Origin of the sequence: Sphingopyxis witflariensis, from assembly GCF_002205635.1 — a bacterium.
Lineage (GTDB): Bacteria > Pseudomonadota > Alphaproteobacteria > Sphingomonadales > Sphingomonadaceae > Sphingopyxis > Sphingopyxis witflariensis.
The window spans coordinates 82,807-99,473 of the sequence record NZ_NISJ01000004.1 but is presented as its reverse complement, the minus strand read 5'-3'; the positions used below and the strand labels follow the sequence as shown (position 1 = coordinate 99,473).

Below are 16,667 nucleotides of genomic sequence, written 5' to 3'. Positions count from 1 at the left end.
AGCCGTGAAGGACTGCCCCGATGACCGCCAATAACGCCGCTCCCGCCTTTGCCACGATCATGCTGCTCACCGGGATCGGAATTCCGATCCTTGCGGCGCTCAATTCGGGCCTCGGCGGGCGCCTCGGCAGCCCGATGGCCGCATGCGTGATCCTGTTCGGCGTCGCGCTGCTCATCGCGATCACCGGCGCACTCTTCACCGGCACGCTGGGCCATGTCAGGCTCTCGTCCGACATCCCCGTTCATTTCTATTTCGGCGCACTGTTCATGGCCTTCTATGTCATCGCGGTGACCTTCATCGCGCCGCGCTTCGGGGTCGGCAACGCCATCTTCTTCGTGCTCGTCGGCCAGTTGATCAGCGCCGCGACGATCGACCATTTCGGCCTGTTCGGCGCGATACGCTCGGCGATCGACGCCAAGCGTATCGCCGGAATCGCCCTGATGGTCGCGGGGGTTTACCTCGCGCGACGGAGTTGAACGCCGCTCACATATGCGCGGTGATCGCCGGCGGGTTCCACCAATTGTCGCCGCGTCCGTCCATATACTGAACCGGCAGCGCGGCCAGCTCGGCGGGCTCGACATCGTCGAGGGACGCGACCGCGACCGAATAATAAGCGCCGCCGATCTCCTCGACATAGCCATGTCCGAACGAGGACACGCCGCACGTCTTGCAGAAGACATGATGCGCGCTGTTCGACCCGAACTGGTAATCGCTCAGCGCGGCGGGATCGGTCAGCAGGCGAAACGCCTCGGGCTTGATCTGCGCGCCCCAGCCCCGCTTCTTGGTACAGATCGAGCAATTGCATTTGCCCGTCCCCGCCGACAGATCAATGTCGGCTTCATATTGGACCGCGCCGCAGTGGCATGAGCCGTGATAGGTCTTGATCATCGCGTAAAATCCTCGCCATTTTCGGGCGCCGGTCACCGGCCGCCCTTCACTTGGCGGGAGTTAGACCATCCTGCTGACAGATCGTGTCAGCAGGATGGTCGGAAAAATCGCGGTGGCGCCAGAAATCGGCCATCAGCACCGCGCGGCGGCGCCCGAACCCCTCGTCGCCAATCCGCGCCGACGTCACCCGATCGATCCGGAAACTGCGGAAATCCTGCCGCAGCAGGCACCAGGCGGCGATGATCTGCTTCTCCTCATAATAAGCGAGCGCCGCGGGCCAGATCGCGCGTTCGGTCGTCGTCCCGCCCGCGTCGGCATAGCCGATATGCAGCGTCTTTTCGGCGCGCATCGCCGCGCGCACCGTCGCCAGCAGCGCCGCATTGATCTCACGCCACTGGCTGTTGACCGGCCACAGCCCCGCCTCGTCGATCCGCTGTTGAAGCGCATCCGGGCTCGCCGCCGCGATCTTCGCCAGCGCCATCCCCGCGGCACGCGACAGCGATCCGTCCTGCCGCCCCTCGACCCAGCGCGCACCGAGTACCAGCGCCTCCAGCTCGTCGACGGTGAACATCAGCGGCGGCAGGAAAAAGCCGGGGCGCAGCACATAGCCGACCCCCGCCTCGCCCTCGATCGGTGCGCCGAGCGCGACCAGCGCCTGGATATCGCGATAGAGCGTGCGCACCGAAACGCCCCGCTCTTCGGCCAATATCTCGGCAGTCACCGGCCGCCGCCGCCGGCGCAGGCTGTCGATGATCGCGAACAATCGTCCGGTCTTGTCCATGCCGCTCCCTTCGCCTCGACAGTATCAGCGGCGCTCATAGGTCCAGCTCCGCGCCTTCGTCCCGTCGATCGCCGAAATCGTCGCGGTCAGCGTGTCGCCGGCACGGACATAGTCGATGCGCTGCGGATAATCATGCGCGACATTTTCAAAGCGCGCGCTGGTCGCATCGTGGCGTACCAGCCGAAACGCGACCGGCGCCCCGCCCTGCGGCTGCGCGACATAGGCGGGCACGCCATCGGCGTCCGCCGCGATCCGCAGAAATTCAAACTCGCGCAAATTCTCACCGCGCCCCGACCGGCTCACCCCCAGCATCATCCCGCCACGCGGCGGCATCCAGCTTTCCTCGGTCCAGCGCCCTTCATCTTCGCGCACCCAGTCGCCCGCCAGCCACGCAAGGTCGCCGACCGTCGCAGGCGATCCCGCCGCGAGCAGAAGCGCCGTCACTCCTGCCAGCCATGACATCATTGCGCACCTCCCGACAAAGCTACCCTATCGGATGAGTTTATCGGCGTGTTGGCGGGAGCGGTCAACGATCGCCCCCGGTCGAAATCGCGATGCGGTCGTCAAAAATGGCGATCTGCAACAATTCACTATGCATAACAGCACGACCGTGACAGAAATTACTTATGACATGCCATCGAAAATCAATTCTTGCCGTATTTTCATTTCTGATACTTGGTTCTCCATTGCCAAGTCAGGCCAAGCCGTCCGCACCGACGACTATAGCACCGCCTGAAACATCAAAGGCAACGCCGGTTCCTGCTCCGGCGACAGAGGAGGTTTGGCGACTGACCCGCGAGCGCGACATCGCCCATATTCGTACCGAACTCATTGCAAACCAGACGAACTGGTTCGCGATCCTGGTGAGCGCCGTGATGGGCGGATTCAGCCTGCTTATCGCCGCCGTGGTGATCTTTTTCACCTTTCGCTTCAGCAAAGCCGCCGTGACGGAAGCGAAACAAGGCATTGCGGAGGAACGGACGCGTATTCAAAAGCTGCTGGAAGAGGCGAACGCCGCCGTGGCGTCGATCCGCAGCCACGAACAGACGGCCAAGGAGATCACCGAAAATCTCAAACCCGGCGAGGCACCCGCCAGCGAAGTGGAACGAAAGGCCCTGCGCGACATCGCCCGCGAAGCACAGGCCAAGCCGCGCCGCGAACGCACCCTCGACGATTATCGCGCCTTGGTCACCGTCGCCGCCATGAGTGAAGAATGGGACGTGGTGGAGCGAAGAGCCGGAGCTATGGCCTATTTGTTCGACGATGCTGCCGACGAAGACCTGTTCTTTCCGCTGTTTTACAGAGCGGTCGCGTTGAACAAGCTGGGTCGCGATGCAGAAGCCAATATCATCTATGATGAAATCGACGAAAAATTCGGCCGCAGCGACCAACCCGCGTCGCAGGAACAGGTCGCCATGGCACTGCTCAACAAGGGGGTCACCCTCCGCTCGATGGATCGCCCCAACGATGCCATCGCCGCCTATGACGACCTCCTCGCTCGCTTCGGTAACAGCAACCAGCCCGCGCTGCAGAAACAGGTTGCCATGGCACTGGTCAACAAGGGGATAGCTCTCGGTGCGATGGATCGGCCCGAAGACGAAATCGCTACTTATGACAATCTCCTCGCCCGCTTCGGCGATAGTAACGAGCTCGCGCTGCAAGAACGGGTCGCCAAGGCACTGATCAACAAGGGGATAGCCCTCAGCGCGACGGATCGCCACCTCGACGCCATCGCCGCCTTTGACGACCTCCTCGCCCGCTTCGGCGACAGCAACCAGCCCTCGCTGCAGGAACGGGTCGCCAAGGCACTGATCAACAAGGGGATAGCCCTCAGCGCGACGGATCGTCACGACGACGCCATCGCCGCCTTTGACGATCTCCTCGCCCGCTTCGGCGATAGTGACCAGCCCGCATTGCAGGAACAGGTCGCCAAGGCACAGGTCAACAAGGGGGTCACCCTCGGTGCGGTGGATCGCCACGACGACGCCATCGCCGCCTTTGACGACCTTCTCGCCCGCTTCGGCGACAGTGACCAGCCCGCGTTTCGGGAAATGATCGCCATGGCACTGGCCAACAAGAGTATCACCCTCGGCGCGATGGATCGCCACGACGACGCCATCGCCGCCTATGACGACCTCCTCGCCCGCTTCGGCGACAGTGACCAGCCCGCGTTTCAGGAAATGGTCGCTACGGCGCTTTTCAACAAAGCCTGCATTTCTGCGCTTCGGCGCGATAGTGCGACTTGCATCGCCTACCTGACGCAATGGCGTGATCGGAAAGGTAAATTGGATTGCGATGCCATCGCGAACGATAGCGACTTTGATCCGATCCGCGCCGATCCCGATTTCATCGCCTTCCTGCGCGCCAGCGGGTGCGAGCCGACAACCGCGCCGTCTCCAGCCGCCTCTCCGGTGGACAGCAAGCCCGCGCCCCGCTAAACACCCCTCATCCCCGGGGAGCCTGTCGCGTGACCGCAGGTTGAGAGCGGAATAAACCGCGACCCGTTGAACCTGATCCGGATAATACCGGCGGAGGGAGGGTCGGCGTTTCGTTCCATACCCAAGGACCGGAATCCCCATTCTCGCTCCGACATATATGGAGCGACTGCACATGGCCGACATCGACACCCGCCTCGCAAAGGGCACCGCAACTCCGATCGGCGTCACCACCGGCCCGATCCGTGGCAGCCGCAAAATCCATGTCGCGACCCAGACCGGCAGCGGCATCCGCGTCGCGATGCGCGAGATCGACCTCGACCCGCATTCGGGCGAGCCCCCGGTGCGCGTCTATGACACCAGCGGCCCCTACACCGACGTCAATGCGACGATCGACATCGAAGCCGGCCTCCCCGAAATCCGCGCCGACTGGATCCGCGCCCGCGGCGACGTCGAGCAGGTCACCCAGCGCGAGGTAAAGCCCGAGGATAACGGCCAGCTTGGCCCCGATCGCAGCGGCGGCGTCGCCCCCTTCCCCAACGTCCGCCGTCAGGTTCTCCGCGCCAAGCCCGGCGCGAACGTCAGCCAGATGTATTACGCCCGCCGCGGCATCATCACGCCCGAGATGGAATATGTCGCCGAGCGCGAAAATCTCGGCCGCGTCCGCCTCGCCGAATATAAGCGCGACGGCGAAAGCTTCGGCGCGTCGATCCCCGACTATGTCACGCCCGAGTTTGTCCGCGACGAGGTCGCGCGCGGCCGCGCGATCATCCCCAACAACATCAACCACCCCGAATCCGAGCCGATGGCGATCGGCCGCAACTTCCTCGTCAAGATCAACGCCAATATCGGCAACAGCGCGGTCGCATCGGACGTCGCGAGCGAAGTCGACAAGATGGTCTGGTCGATCCGCTGGGGCGCCGACACCGTCATGGACCTGTCGACCGGGCGCAACATCCACGACACGCGCGAATGGATCATCCGCAACTCGCCCGTCCCGATCGGCACCGTCCCCATCTATCAGGCGCTCGAGAAAGTCGGCGGCGTCGCCGAGGATCTGACCTGGGAAATCTTCGCCGACACGCTGATCGAACAGGCCGAACAGGGCGTCGACTATTTCACCATCCATGCCGGCGTCCGCCTGCCCTACGTCCCCCTCGCGGCCAAGCGCATGACCGGCATCGTGTCGCGCGGCGGCAGCATCATGGCGAAATGGTGCCTCGCGCATCACAAGGAAAGCTTCCTCTACGAACGCTTCGACGAGATTACCGAGATCATGAAGGCCTATGACGTCGCCTACAGCCTCGGCGACGGCCTCCGTCCCGGCAGCATCTACGACGCGAACGACGAGGCGCAGTTCGCCGAGCTCTACACGCTGGGCGAGCTCACCAAGCGCGCCTGGGCGCAGGATGTGCAGGTGATGATCGAGGGGCCGGGCCACGTCCCGATGCACAAGATCAAGGAGAATATGGAAAAGCAGCTGGAGGCATGCGGCGAGGCGCCCTTCTACACGCTCGGGCCGCTCACCACCGACATCGCGCCGGGTTACGACCATATCACCAGCGGCATCGGCGCCGCACAGATCGGCTGGTACGGCACCGCGATGCTTTGCTACGTCACGCCCAAGGAGCATCTCGGCCTCCCCGACCGCGACGATGTGAAGGTCGGCGTCGTCACCTACAAGCTCGCCGCCCACGCCGCCGACCTCGCCAAGGGCCACCCCGCCGCACAGGTCCGCGACGACGCGCTATCGAAAGCCCGCTTCGAATTCCGCTGGCGCGACCAGTTCAACCTGTCGCTCGACCCCGACACGGCGGAGCAATATCACGACCAGACGCTCCCCGCCGAAGGCGCCAAGACCGCACATTTCTGCAGCATGTGCGGCCCGAAATTCTGCTCGATGAAGATCAGCCAGGAAGTGCGCGAGTTTGCGGCCAAGCAGAACCAGCCCGCCGAGAATTTCCTCGCCGCCGAGGAAGCCGAGAAAGGCATGGCGGAGATGAGCGAGCTGTTTAAGGAGACGGGAAGCGAGTTGTATATGGGCGCGGGTGGACGCGAACACGATTGATGGAAAGAGGGGGCTTGTTCGGAAAACTGTTCGGACGGCGAAAGCCGTCCGCCCTTCAGCTTCTGCAATCGGCCCGCTGGAAATGCGCGAACTGCGATGTCGAGCATGAAGGCATGTTCGACATCGGCTCGCTGGCCCCCGATCATTGGGGCAAGGCCGAACAGCTCGAACCCAACAGCGCGCTAAGGCTCGACGGCGATTTTCTGTCGGAAGATTTCTGCGTGATCGACGGCGAACATTTCTTCGTCCGCTGCGTCTTCCGCATCCCCGTCCACGGCATGCCCGAAAAATTCGGCTACGGCGTCTGGTCCACCCTCTCGCGCGAGAATTTCGACCGCTACGTCGACGGCTTCGACGACGGAAAATATAGCGACATGGGACCGTGGTGGGGCTGGTTCTCGAATAGCCTCAAGGGCTTTCCTGAGACGATCAATCAGGGCTGCTGGGTCCATCCGCGACTGGGGAGGCAACGGCCGGTGATCAGCCTTGACGATAAGGATCACGAACTGGCGATTGCGCAGCAGGACGGTATCAGCCCGGAGCGGCTGCTCGAACTCTACGCTGAATATGGTCATGCGCCCGACGAGAGCTGATCACAGGGATTAAGGGTGTTGCACCTGTCACCGTAATTCCGGGCTATAAGGGGCTAAAGAGTTGAATTCCGAAAACCCTGACGGGCAGATGAAAGCTCACTGCTAATCATCGTTCTCTGCAACCTCTAGCACGCGTTCCGCGATATCTTCGCCCCAACCTTGGCCAACGAGGTCCGATAGCGTTGGCTTGCGCTCTACATTTCTAATAATATGAAGAAGAAACGAAAATGATGTCGATATCGACCAAGATTTCGATGGATGAGAAGACAATTGTCTTTTCATATATTCCCTATCAAACGATCCTGCAATATTTAGAAGTTCTCTAGCTTGCTCTATTGAATTTTCCTGACAAATATCAACTATGCTTGATATTACCTCTCCATCTCCTTCGAAATCTGGATCAGAATCATCAAATATAATAAAACCTATAGACTTTATTTTTTTTGGAGCCTCATTATCATTACTCCATTTATTTAGAACTATCTGAACCGAAGACGGAGAAATTGCAAAGCTTAGATCATCTTTTTTTACTAAATCCTTAGAATCACTTAGAATTTTTGCTCTCTCATCTCTGACCTGAACAAATTGTTCATCAGCCATTTCAAATAGGCCAGATATCCTATTAAGCCTCCTCTTAATTAGAGACGGTATTTTACTTTCAATTTTATATTGCACTTGATGAGAAACTGCCGCCCACGCGTGCTGTATAACAGTTCTAACTTGTATCTCGCAGCAAAGATCGGCCACATCACTCCACTCTATCAAATTAGCTCGGACCCTTGCTGGCTTTACAATTCTATGAAGAGATAAATATCCAAATCTATCTTCAGACAGATGCTTTGCACTATGAGAGTCTTCCTTTCCAACTATTAGAAACTCTCTCTCGATTATTTGAGACATCTCTTCGCAATCGTCTTGATAGTAACAAATAACCCTTACGCCTGATAGGTCGGTTATCTCTTCCAAAGATGAATATGACTTCCCAGGCCTCCGAATTTTTTCAATCAAGGAATCAACGGTTTTTGCCCTATGTTCAATGACATGAAATGATATCGATGACGACTTAGCAAGAGCGCCTAACAATGAAGCAGTCCTCTGCGAGAGAGCTTCGTATGCAGAGTATCTAGAGCTATAATTTTCAACAATTTGCTCAGGGGTCACCGATCTTATCCTAAAAATAATATCTTGATGCAGCATATAGACCGATATTTTTTCTCCGTTCAAGATCGGTCGTATGAACGCAATGCCGCCTCACAGGCGGAGAGAAAATTAAGAAAGGCGCCATCCGCTCTCGGCTGCCCACCACTCGGCACCACCCCCACACCATGCTACACACCCGTCGATGCGCGCCCGAAACCCCCTCTACGTCATGGCAAAGCCGCCGCCGGAGGTGCAGGATGCGATCGTAGCGCTGCCGCGCAACGACCCCGGACGCGGCCCCCACCTCCTCCATGTCACGCTCATCTCGCTCTACGACCTCCACTATGCGCCGCCCGAGTGGCTGCTCGCGACCATCGCCGCGCTGGACAGCTTCGCAGCAGCACCTTTCCCGCTCGCCTTCTACGGACAAGAGAACCGCAAGGCGGTGACACTGCGCACGCGCGATCCGCTGGCCGAGGCCCGGGCGTTCCAGAAGGCGCTGGTCAACCATCTGCTTGCCGCGAAAAGGCGCCGATCATGGACGGCACCACGCCCGAACCGCACATCACGATCAACTATCGCGGCGACCGCCAAGGTTCTCAAACTTTGAGGGCGCTAAAAATGCCGCCGATCGGCTGGACGGTCGACGAGATCATCCTGATGGAAAGCATCGTCGGCAAGACCACCCATGTCGAACATGGCCGCTGGCCGCTCCGCGGCGGCCGCGTCTGATCCGCGCCCCGCCATGGCGGTGTACGGGTGCAAGGATATATTTTCTTTCTCGTCACCCCGGACTTGATCCGGGGTCCAGCTTGTCACCGTTGCTGAGCGGGACCCCGGATCAAGTCCGGGGTGCCGAAGAGGGATAGAGCCACTTTCGGTCGTATTCGGGCAGTCGAATGTGTCAGCGCCACGCCACGCCGATCCTATTTCGCACCGCGCGGGGCAGAAACGCCTTTCCTACAATCTGCGCATCTGGTTCACCGGTTCGGAGGCTACGGCAGCCCCGCTTGCCGCTTCCGCTCCGTCTCCGCCGCCCCTGTGTTCGCCTCTCCCATACCGACTGATATCGCCGCCGCCGCATCGCCACTGGGCTGACCTTTGCTGAACTTTGGATGGCAACCAGACATCGAAGCGCCGCGACCCCCGGCGGAACTCCCACCCCTCTCGGGGCTTTACTCCATGCGAGGGGCAAAAACAGAGCATGCCCACGCCCCGCTTGGCCGGCACGCGATCCTGAATGGAGTGATGTCGATGAACAAGCTGATGATCCTGCCCCTTGCCGCCGCAACCGCGCTCGCGGCCGGCTGCGCCTCGAACGGCCTGTATGGCGGTGTCGGTGCGGGCGCGAGCAGCGGGCGCTATGACGATGGCGGCTATGGCTATTACGATCAGAATACGTATAGCCAATATGGCAATTACGACTATGACCGTCCCGACCCGCGCCACGGCGGCTATTATGCCGACAATTATTACCGCACCGACCGCCGCTACAAGGAACGCCGCCTGTCCAGCAACGACCGCGTCTATCGCGGCCGCGACAATAAATATTATTGCCGCCGCAACGACGGATCGACCGGGCTGATCGTCGGCGGCATCGCCGGCGGGGTGATCGGCAATGTCATCGCCCCCGGCAAGTCGGAGACGCTCGGCACCATCCTCGGCGCCGTCGGCGGTGCGGTCGCCGGACGCGCGATCGAACGCAGCGGGAATAACAATGACGTGCGCTGCCGCTAAGGCCTGATGCAACAGGATGGGGGTCGCCAGCCAGAGCGGTTGGCGGCCCCTTTCCTTGTCAGCCTTCGGTGATAAACTGCCCGCATGTCGCACCCGTCGAACATCGTTTATTGCACCGGCCCCGGCGACCCGCACGCGTTCGACGGCATCTCGGTCCGCCACCGCCGGAATGCTTTGGGGGGCGATCTCGACGTCCGCTGCCCGGTCTGCAGCGGCCATGGCCAGTGGAACAGCCAGATCGACCTGATCAGCCACCGTTCGATCCGCGTGCCCTGCCCCAAATGCGACGGGCGCGGCTGGATCGAAACCGGGGCGGATATGGTCCCCAGCCACGACATCGCGCTGTCTCCCGAAGGGCGCCCGGTCTGGGTGGTGCGGCTCGATCACTCCGATGATGTTGAGGACGGGCCTGACGTCCCCACCTGACGCCGGAAGCGGCGACACCGCCTGTAGGAAGATGAGGATGCACCGAATCCCGACGATCATGCTGGCCATCGCCGCCCTCGCCACCGTCCCGCTGGCCGCCGCGAACGCACAGCCGGCGCCCGATGACACCGCCGCGCTCACCGCCTTCGCCGACGCCTTCGATGCAGCACAGATCTCCAGGGACGGCGCGGCGCTGGGCCGCATGGTCGCCGACGATCTGGTCTTCATCGACGGCAGCGGCAAGCGGCTCGGCAAGGCCGATTTCATCGCGGGCTGGACCGGCGCCGACGACGCCTATGACCCCGTGACCCTGCGCGACCGCATCGTCATGCCGCTCGGCCCCGACGCGGGCCTTGCGAGCGCCGAGACGATCCTGTCGGGGCGTTCGGCGGGCCAGCCCTTTCGCGTCCGCATCCGCTTCACCGACATTTTCCGTCGCAGCGGCGACAGCTGGCAGGCCGCCTATATCCACGTCACCCGCATGGGGCCTGAGGTGGAGGTGCCCAAGTCCCGGCCCTAGGCCGCAATCTCCATCACCGCGGCGCGCGCGATCGCCGGGCGCCAGTGCGGGCGCATCGGCAGCAGGAACATATCGCCCAGCGCCGCCTCGATTTCGTGGGCGGTCAAATAGCTTTGCTCGACGCGCCCGGCGGTAAAGCGGATCGTCAGCCGGTTGTCGCGCAGCACATAACGCGCCGTGTCGCTCGCCCGCGCGACGATCAGCTGGTGGCGAAAATGCGAGCTGGGGTGGGTCGCGGTATACCAGTTGGCGACCGCGATATCGATCGGCTGCTGCGGCACATCGTCGAACATATACATCGCCTTCCAGCTGTCGCCGAGCAGCGCCTCGACCAGCCACTCGCCGTGCGCCGTACGGATGCGATACGCCTCATGCGCGGTCGGCTGCGGATCGGGATCGTCGATCGCCAGCGGCGCGGTCGGCGCCGCCGCGCCGAAGCCAACGTCGGCGAGCCACGGCCGACCGCCCAGTATCACGCGGATCACCATATGGCTGCGCGCGGTCGTCGGCGCATCCTCCGCCATCATCCAGCGCACCCGCCCCAGCCGCGCGGCGGCATCGAAACCGATCGTCTGGAGCACGCGCAGGAACAGGCCATTTTGCTCATAGCAATAGCCGCCGCGCCGCTGGTCGATCAGCTTGGCATCGACCGACCCGGCGTCGACGTCGACCCCCTTGCCGGTCAGCACGTCGAGCGCCTCGAACGGGATCGCGGCGATATGCGCCGCCTGCAGCGCGCGCAGCACCTCCAGCGTCGGCGCGACCGGTCCGTCATAACCGATGCGCGCCAGATAGCGCGGCAGGTCGACGGGGTCATGGGCAGGCTGGATCATCGGCATATCTCCGTTCGGCGAATCATCTGGCACAACTTATGCAAGCTCAACCATGGTTGAGATCAAGCGACTTTGTACCGCAGGCCGTGCCCCGCTGATTCGACTCTTGCTGCAAATGAGAACATAATGGGAACATATTCCGAATCGGAGGAGTGTCATGTCCAGTCAGACCATTCGAACCTTTCTTGGTTTCCAGCTTCCGCCCGCGCTGCGCCCGCTGTTCGCCGAATGGCAAAGGCGCGCCGGGCAGACCGCCAACGCCGTCGACCTCGCCATGCTCCACCTGACCTTGTGCGTCGTCGGCGAGACCTTTCAGCGCGACCTGTTCCTCAGGAACCGTGTCATCGCGGCGCTGAGCGCTGCTCTGCCACCCGCCGCGCCGATCCGCCTCGGCCGCATCCACGGCGGTGCAATGGGCGCCGAACTCGTCACCCGGGGCCGAGCGCATGAAATCAAGGATTTCTTCGAAGCGGTCGCGACCCTGCTCGGCTCCCATGGGATCGATCCGTTGCACCGGGTGTCGGGCCTCCGCCCGCATATCACGCTAGGCTACGACCGCGCGCTCTTCGACGCCTTCAACGTCATCCGCCACTGGACGCCCGAGCAACTGTTGCTGATCGAAAGTCGGCCGCACCCCGGCGGCAAAGGACGCGAGCATCTCGTCCTCCACCGCTGGCCGCTTTTGCCGCCCGCACAATCGGCCTTCGCTTTCATGGCCGAAGAACCGCCCGCGTCACCGATACCGCCGCTCCTGCGAGCCGCCTAATTTTCGAGACTATGCTCCAGCGTAATCTCGCAATTGAGCAGCTTGGAGATCGGGCAGTTTTTCTCGGCCTCCTCCGCGATCTGCGCAAATTCGTCGGCACCGATACCCGGCACCTTGCCGGTCAGCGTCAGCGCCGACCGGGTCACGGTGAAGCCACCATCCTGCTGCTCCAGCGTCACCGCCGCACTGGTGTCGAGCGAACCGTCGGCATAGCCCGCGCGTGCCAGCCCGAACGACAGCGCCATGGTGAAGCATGCCGCATGCGCCGCGGCGATCAGCTCTTCGGGGTTCGTCCCCGGCTTGCCCTCGAAACGCGTACCAAAACCATAGGGCTGCGCGTCGAGCACCCCCGATTTGGTCGTGATCGACCCTTTGCCCTCCTTGCCAAAGCCTTCGTAGCGGGCGGATGCGCGATTGACGGTCATGAACATGCTCCTTGGCTGAAATCGGGTCGTGGAGACTCGCACGGCCAGCATAGCATGACGGGCGTGCTAGCGCTTGATCTTGCCGACCAGCGCCACTGCCATATCCTTCGCATTCGCCGCCGGCGCGCTGCTGATGGTCAGGATCACGAACTTGTCGCCATCGAGAAAGACGTTGAGCTGGTTGATGCCGGGGACGAAAAAGGCCGCCTTTCCCAGCCCCGCCACATCCTCGATCGCCTTGTCGGAAAAGGCCGCCATCGTCTTGGCGGTGCCCTCGCGCGTCTGCTTGATCGCGGCGTCGCTATTGTCGCCGATCGGCGAGCGCCGCGCCATCAGGGTGGCGGCATCGCCATTCGCGAGGCGATAGGTACATTCGGACGTTGCGGCGTTGGAACCTTCGGCCTTGTTGACGAAGGCCAGGTTGGTTTCGATCACCGTCTGGCCCAGTGCCGCGCCGACCGCCGCCTTGTCGAGCAAGGCACAGGCGTCGCTGGCATCCCAGTCGTTCGCCGCGACCGCCGTGGCGTCGCCGTCCGCCGGGGCGCCGTCCTTGGCCCCGCCGCCGCACCCGGCGAGCATCAGCGCGCCGAGCGCCGCCACAACATGTTTCACACCTGTCCGCATAAGTTCATCCTTCTGCCATGGTGCGACCCGCGCGCCACGATGCGCGCAAAGCGGCGGCGCGGCAAGGATGGAGAACCGGTCCGGGAATCAGCGCGGGGCCCGCGCCACGCCCGCCTTGTCGAGTTCGGGCCCCAACCGCCCGGTCAGCCACATCGCCCACATTTTGAAATCGGCGGCAAGGCTCCACAGCGGATAGGTAAAGGTCGCCGGGCGGTTCTTCTCGACCCCGAAATGCGCGACCCAGGCAAAGAAATAGCCCGCGAGCGGCAGCGCGAACAGCCATGCCCAGCGCCCGCTCAGCACCGCCGCAATCGCGATCAGCACGACAAGGCTGGTCCCGACATAATGGAGCGCCCGCGTCCGCACCTTGCTGTGCTCGCGCAGGTAAAAGGGCCAGAATTCAGCGAAGCTGGTGTAGAGCCGGGGCATCGGCGAAGAATGTCGCGATTGGGATGCGCGGTCAAGCCGCCGACCGAACCGCGCCGCCGCCGTGAAGTCATTTTACCATTTGTAGCGCAACGACCCCACCACAGTCCGGGAAGCCCCGAAATAGCAGCTGTTCGACAGGAAGCAGGATGAGATATGCTTCTTGTCGAACAGATTCTGGGCATTTACCGCAATGCTGAGGCCGTCCATCGACGGGCTGGCATGACCGAGGTCGTAGGCGAGCATCGCATCGACCAAAGTGAAGCTCTTCGTCTTGAACAATTCGAAGATCGTCACGCTGTTGACCACCTTGTAGCTCGTCGAACCGAAGGAACCGCCCACATGGCGGAAGCCGCCGCCGAGACTCAGCCCGCCGAGCGGACCATCGCCCGCGCCGCCACGGCCGAAGTCATAGGAGAGGAATGCCGACGCCTGCCATTCGGGAACGCCGAGCGGAACCGTTCCGGTGGTCGAAGGCATGCCGGTGGTGCCCAGCCTGGTGGGCGTCGGCGCCGCTGCAGGAACGGCGGGCGCGCCCTGCGTGATCAGCGCGTCGGTATAAGTGCCGGCAAAGACAAGATCGAGGCCGGGGCGAAGTTCGCCGCGTGCTTCGAGTTCGACGCCGCGAACGCGCGTCTCGCCAATCTGTATCTGTGAATTGGTCGGACGGCCGCCGGTTCCCGCAAGCGGATCACCGACCGGGACATTCTGCCGTTTCAGTTCATAGGCCGACAGGGTTACAAGAGCATTCAGGCCGCGCGGCTGAAATTTGAGGCCCGCTTCATACATATTGCCCGTGGTCGGGGAGAAGGGGTTGCCGAGATAGTCGGCGCCCGCCTGCGGTTCGAAGGATTCGGTGTAGCTGACATAGGGCGACAGGCCGAATTCGAACGCATAAAGCGCGCCGAAGCGCATGGTGAAAGCATTTTGCGAGAGCGGCGTCAGGGCATTATTCTTCTTGTTGAGGGTGCGCTGGTTGTACCAGTCCCACCGGCCACTCGCGATCAGGTGGAGCCCTCCGATCGTCATCTGGTCCTGGATATAGACGCCGGTCTGGTCGCGCTGGCTATAGCTGTTTGTATAAGCCGGCGAGAGCAGGGTCAGATTGAGGCTCGGAACCCGCCCATAGACCGGCGCATAAAGATTGAGGTTCGGGATACTCGTCAGCGGATTGGCCGTCTGCCCGCTATTGAAATGCTGGAAATTTTCGCCTGTGATCCGAAGATAATCGAGGCCAACCAATATATTATGTTCGATGCCCGCGGTTTCAAACTCGGCGTTGAAGCTGCTGTCCATCGTCAGCGTATCGAAATCCTCGTCGGCACCGCCTCCGCCGCGAATGATCGTGCTGTAATCGGTGTTGATATTGAGCCCCGTGCCCGTCGTCGCGAAACCCGCGACATAAAACTGGCGATAGCTCAGCTTGTTGTTCTGGAACCGGACATTCGAACGGAATGCCAGATGGTCGTTGAACGCGCGCCGGAACAGCAGGGCGACCGACTTTTGCTTGTGGTCATAAACCTCATAGGCTGGATCGCCGGTGTTCATATCATAGTCGATCGGACCCTTGGGGTTGGGCAGCGCGCTGCCATAGACCGGCGCCCCCGAATAGCCGCTGCCCGATGGCGCGTGCTGATAGGATGCGATCAGCGTGATATTTGTCTGATCATCAGGCGCGAAGGTGATCATCGGGCTGATATGATAACGCTCGCTTTCGGTAAGCTTGGTGAAGCCGTCAGCCTTCTGCCACCCACCGACGAGGCGCACGCGCCATTTTCCGTCGGCATCGAGTGGCTGGTTGATATCACCGACGAGGCGCACGCTGTCATAATTGCCAAGCTGGGCCTCGAAGCGCCCGAAAGCCTCGGCCTCCGGCTTTTTGCTCGACAGATTGATCAGCCCGCCCGGCGTGCCGTTACCATAAAGAACCGAGGCGGGGCCCTTCATGATGTCGATCTGGTCGATCCGGTTGAAATCGGTCTGCGGGGTCGAATAGGGACCGGCGATAAGCCGCATGCCGTCAAGGAAGAGGCCCGGCGCAAAGCCGCGCAGATACATCTGGTCATAACGCGACACCGTACCGCCGCGCTGGTTCGCCGCGACGCCGGCGACATATCCGACCGCCTGATTGAGCGAGATCGCGCCGCGACGTTCAAGCTCTTCACCGTCGATCACCGTGATCGTCTGCGACGTCTCGATCAGCGGGGTTCCCGTCTTGGTGGCCGAGGAAACGCTGGCCTGGCGCAGCCCGGTCACGACGATCGCCTCACCCGCAGCGCCGCTCTCGGCGGCCTCTTCGGCAGCAAAAGCGGCCTGCGAACCCATGACCATCGCCACGACAAGCGTGGCGCGCGAAAGATTCGACCGCGCCGCGGCGCCCGGATTCATCATAATCACCCCTTATTACTATTGATATCGATTCGCATTTGCGAATAATCAAAGAACCCGCTTGGGGCAAGCCACAGTCGATCGATTGAGGACGGGGCCGTGGCGGGTGCATTTTCACAAACGGTCGCATGGCGGCGCAGGCGTTTACCGCCCTTGTCGGCGGCGATGCCGCCGCAGCGGGCAGCATGTCGCTGTTCGCCAGAATCGCACCGCTCGACCGCGCGGAGGCGACGATCTGCCCGATGCCCGGGCGGGCGAACGCAGAGGTTGCTATCATGCTCTGGACAAGGTTCGGGCCACCAGCGGTCGCTTGTCTGCCACCGATCCGCCGTTCCAGGACCGAAACACTGGCGATTGAGGCGATTGCTTTCCTCGGGATGCTTGCCACTGCGCGGCTTTCGCTCGCGGCATGGCGCGCGGTTCATCACTTCAGGGCCTATCAAGGTCCGGTGGCGTTTGTCGGCATGGTCGCTGCTGCTGGATTACCGCTCATACTGCGGTTTTCGCGCTGGCCGCGAACGGGTCTGCTCGTGGGGCTTGGCTCGAGCACGATTGCCACCGGCGCGATAGCGCTTGGCTTCACACGATAGCCGATCGCTCCATTGGCAGATGCGCCG

At 62.0% G+C, this 16,667-nt stretch carries 19 protein-coding genes and 1 riboswitch; of the genes, 10 read left to right on the top strand and 9 right to left on the bottom strand.

The annotated features are described in order from the left end of the window. Positions 1-20 precede the first annotated feature (20 nt). On the top strand, positions 21-476 hold the full coding sequence (locus CDQ91_RS09145; protein ID WP_088472417.1) for a DMT family transporter: 456 nt from the start codon (positions 21-23) through the stop codon (positions 474-476). A gap of 7 nt (positions 477-483) precedes the next feature. Here CDQ91_RS09145 and CDQ91_RS09140 read toward each other — a convergent pair whose 3' ends face one another. The 3 genes from CDQ91_RS09140 to CDQ91_RS09130 are packed head-to-tail and all read right to left on the bottom strand — an operon-like array spanning position 484 to position 2,134. Beyond that, entirely contained in the window at positions 484-888 is a 405-nt protein-coding gene (locus CDQ91_RS09140) for a GFA family protein (protein ID WP_088472416.1), read from the bottom strand. 46 nt (positions 889-934) lie between these two features. Continuing rightward, the gene (locus CDQ91_RS09135; RefSeq protein WP_088472415.1) at positions 935-1,669 is read right to left on the bottom strand and encodes a helix-turn-helix transcriptional regulator; all 735 of its coding nucleotides are present in this window, start codon (positions 1,667-1,669) and stop codon (positions 935-937) included. 24 nt (positions 1,670-1,693) lie between these two features. Continuing rightward, positions 1,694-2,134 (bottom strand): DUF6265 family protein, encoded by a 441-nt coding sequence (locus CDQ91_RS09130; protein ID WP_237245906.1) that lies wholly within the window; start codon positions 2,132-2,134, stop codon positions 1,694-1,696. Between the two features lie 161 nt (positions 2,135-2,295). Between CDQ91_RS09130 and CDQ91_RS09125 the strand changes: the two genes are divergently transcribed. The 3 genes from CDQ91_RS09125 (at position 2,296) to CDQ91_RS09115 (ending at position 6,765) form a co-directional block, all read left to right on the top strand. Continuing rightward, positions 2,296-4,107, top strand: a complete 1,812-nt coding sequence (locus CDQ91_RS09125) for a tetratricopeptide repeat protein (RefSeq protein WP_144036736.1) — start codon at positions 2,296-2,298, stop codon at positions 4,105-4,107. A 4-nt stretch (positions 4,108-4,111) separates the two neighbouring features. Then, a riboswitch (TPP riboswitch) is annotated at positions 4,112-4,223 on the top strand. 56 nt (positions 4,224-4,279) lie between these two features. Next, positions 4,280-6,172 (top strand): phosphomethylpyrimidine synthase ThiC, encoded by a 1,893-nt coding sequence (thiC, locus tag CDQ91_RS09120; RefSeq protein WP_088472412.1) that lies wholly within the window; start codon positions 4,280-4,282, stop codon positions 6,170-6,172. Positions 6,173-6,186: 14 nt separating this feature from the next. Beyond that, the gene (locus CDQ91_RS09115) at positions 6,187-6,765 is read left to right on the top strand and encodes a DUF2199 domain-containing protein (RefSeq protein WP_237245905.1); all 579 of its coding nucleotides are present in this window, start codon (positions 6,187-6,189) and stop codon (positions 6,763-6,765) included. Positions 6,766-6,867: 102 nt separating this feature from the next. Here CDQ91_RS09115 and CDQ91_RS09110 read toward each other — a convergent pair whose 3' ends face one another. Further along, on the bottom strand, positions 6,868-7,926 hold the full coding sequence (locus CDQ91_RS09110; RefSeq protein ID WP_158213647.1) for a GTP pyrophosphokinase: 1,059 nt from the start codon (positions 7,924-7,926) through the stop codon (positions 6,868-6,870). A 181-nt stretch (positions 7,927-8,107) separates the two neighbouring features. On the opposite strand from CDQ91_RS09110, the gene CDQ91_RS09105 reads away from it, so the two are divergent. The 4 genes from CDQ91_RS09105 (at position 8,108) to CDQ91_RS09090 (ending at position 10,588) form a co-directional block, all read left to right on the top strand. Further along, the gene (locus CDQ91_RS09105; protein ID WP_144036734.1) at positions 8,108-8,515 is read left to right on the top strand and encodes a hypothetical protein; all 408 of its coding nucleotides are present in this window, start codon (positions 8,108-8,110) and stop codon (positions 8,513-8,515) included. 644 nt (positions 8,516-9,159) lie between these two features. Next, positions 9,160-9,642, top strand: coding sequence for a glycine zipper 2TM domain-containing protein (locus CDQ91_RS09100; protein WP_174688493.1), 483 nt, complete (start codon positions 9,160-9,162; stop codon positions 9,640-9,642). Between the two features lie 84 nt (positions 9,643-9,726). Then, positions 9,727-10,068, top strand: a complete 342-nt coding sequence (locus CDQ91_RS09095) for a hypothetical protein (protein ID WP_088472408.1) — start codon at positions 9,727-9,729, stop codon at positions 10,066-10,068. A 37-nt stretch (positions 10,069-10,105) separates the two neighbouring features. Further along, the gene (locus tag CDQ91_RS09090; protein WP_158213646.1) at positions 10,106-10,588 is read left to right on the top strand and encodes a nuclear transport factor 2 family protein; all 483 of its coding nucleotides are present in this window, start codon (positions 10,106-10,108) and stop codon (positions 10,586-10,588) included. Here the strand turns inward: CDQ91_RS09090 and CDQ91_RS09085 are convergent. Further along, positions 10,585-11,421 (bottom strand): arylamine N-acetyltransferase family protein, encoded by an 837-nt coding sequence (locus tag CDQ91_RS09085; RefSeq protein WP_237245904.1) that lies wholly within the window; start codon positions 11,419-11,421, stop codon positions 10,585-10,587. The genes CDQ91_RS09090 and CDQ91_RS09085 overlap by 4 nt on opposite strands. A gap of 157 nt (positions 11,422-11,578) precedes the next feature. Between CDQ91_RS09085 and CDQ91_RS09080 the strand changes: the two genes are divergently transcribed. Next, positions 11,579-12,187: a 2'-5' RNA ligase family protein gene (locus CDQ91_RS09080; protein WP_088472405.1), complete on the top strand. Its 609-nt coding sequence runs from the start codon at positions 11,579-11,581 to the stop codon at positions 12,185-12,187. Here CDQ91_RS09080 and CDQ91_RS09075 read toward each other — a convergent pair. The 4 genes from CDQ91_RS09075 to CDQ91_RS09060 all read right to left on the bottom strand — a co-directional run bounded on the left by CDQ91_RS09075 (position 12,184) and on the right by CDQ91_RS09060 (position 16,053). Next, the gene (locus CDQ91_RS09075) at positions 12,184-12,612 is read right to left on the bottom strand and encodes an OsmC family protein (protein ID WP_088472655.1); all 429 of its coding nucleotides are present in this window, start codon (positions 12,610-12,612) and stop codon (positions 12,184-12,186) included. The genes CDQ91_RS09080 and CDQ91_RS09075 overlap by 4 nt on opposite strands. Positions 12,613-12,678: 66 nt before the next feature. After that, positions 12,679-13,236: a hypothetical protein gene (locus CDQ91_RS09070; RefSeq protein ID WP_144036733.1), complete on the bottom strand. Its 558-nt coding sequence runs from the start codon at positions 13,234-13,236 to the stop codon at positions 12,679-12,681. Positions 13,237-13,323: 87 nt separating this feature from the next. Further along, on the bottom strand, positions 13,324-13,665 hold the full coding sequence (locus CDQ91_RS09065; protein ID WP_088472403.1) for an Mpo1-like protein: 342 nt from the start codon (positions 13,663-13,665) through the stop codon (positions 13,324-13,326). Positions 13,666-13,737: 72 nt separating this feature from the next. Next, positions 13,738-16,053, bottom strand: coding sequence for a TonB-dependent siderophore receptor (locus CDQ91_RS09060; RefSeq protein WP_088472402.1), 2,316 nt, complete (start codon positions 16,051-16,053; stop codon positions 13,738-13,740). 125 nt (positions 16,054-16,178) lie between these two features. Here CDQ91_RS09060 and CDQ91_RS09055 point away from each other — a divergent pair, with 125 nt between their 5' ends. Further along, on the top strand, positions 16,179-16,640 hold the full coding sequence (locus tag CDQ91_RS09055) for a hypothetical protein (protein WP_088472401.1): 462 nt from the start codon (positions 16,179-16,181) through the stop codon (positions 16,638-16,640). Positions 16,641-16,667: the final 27 nt, after the last annotated feature.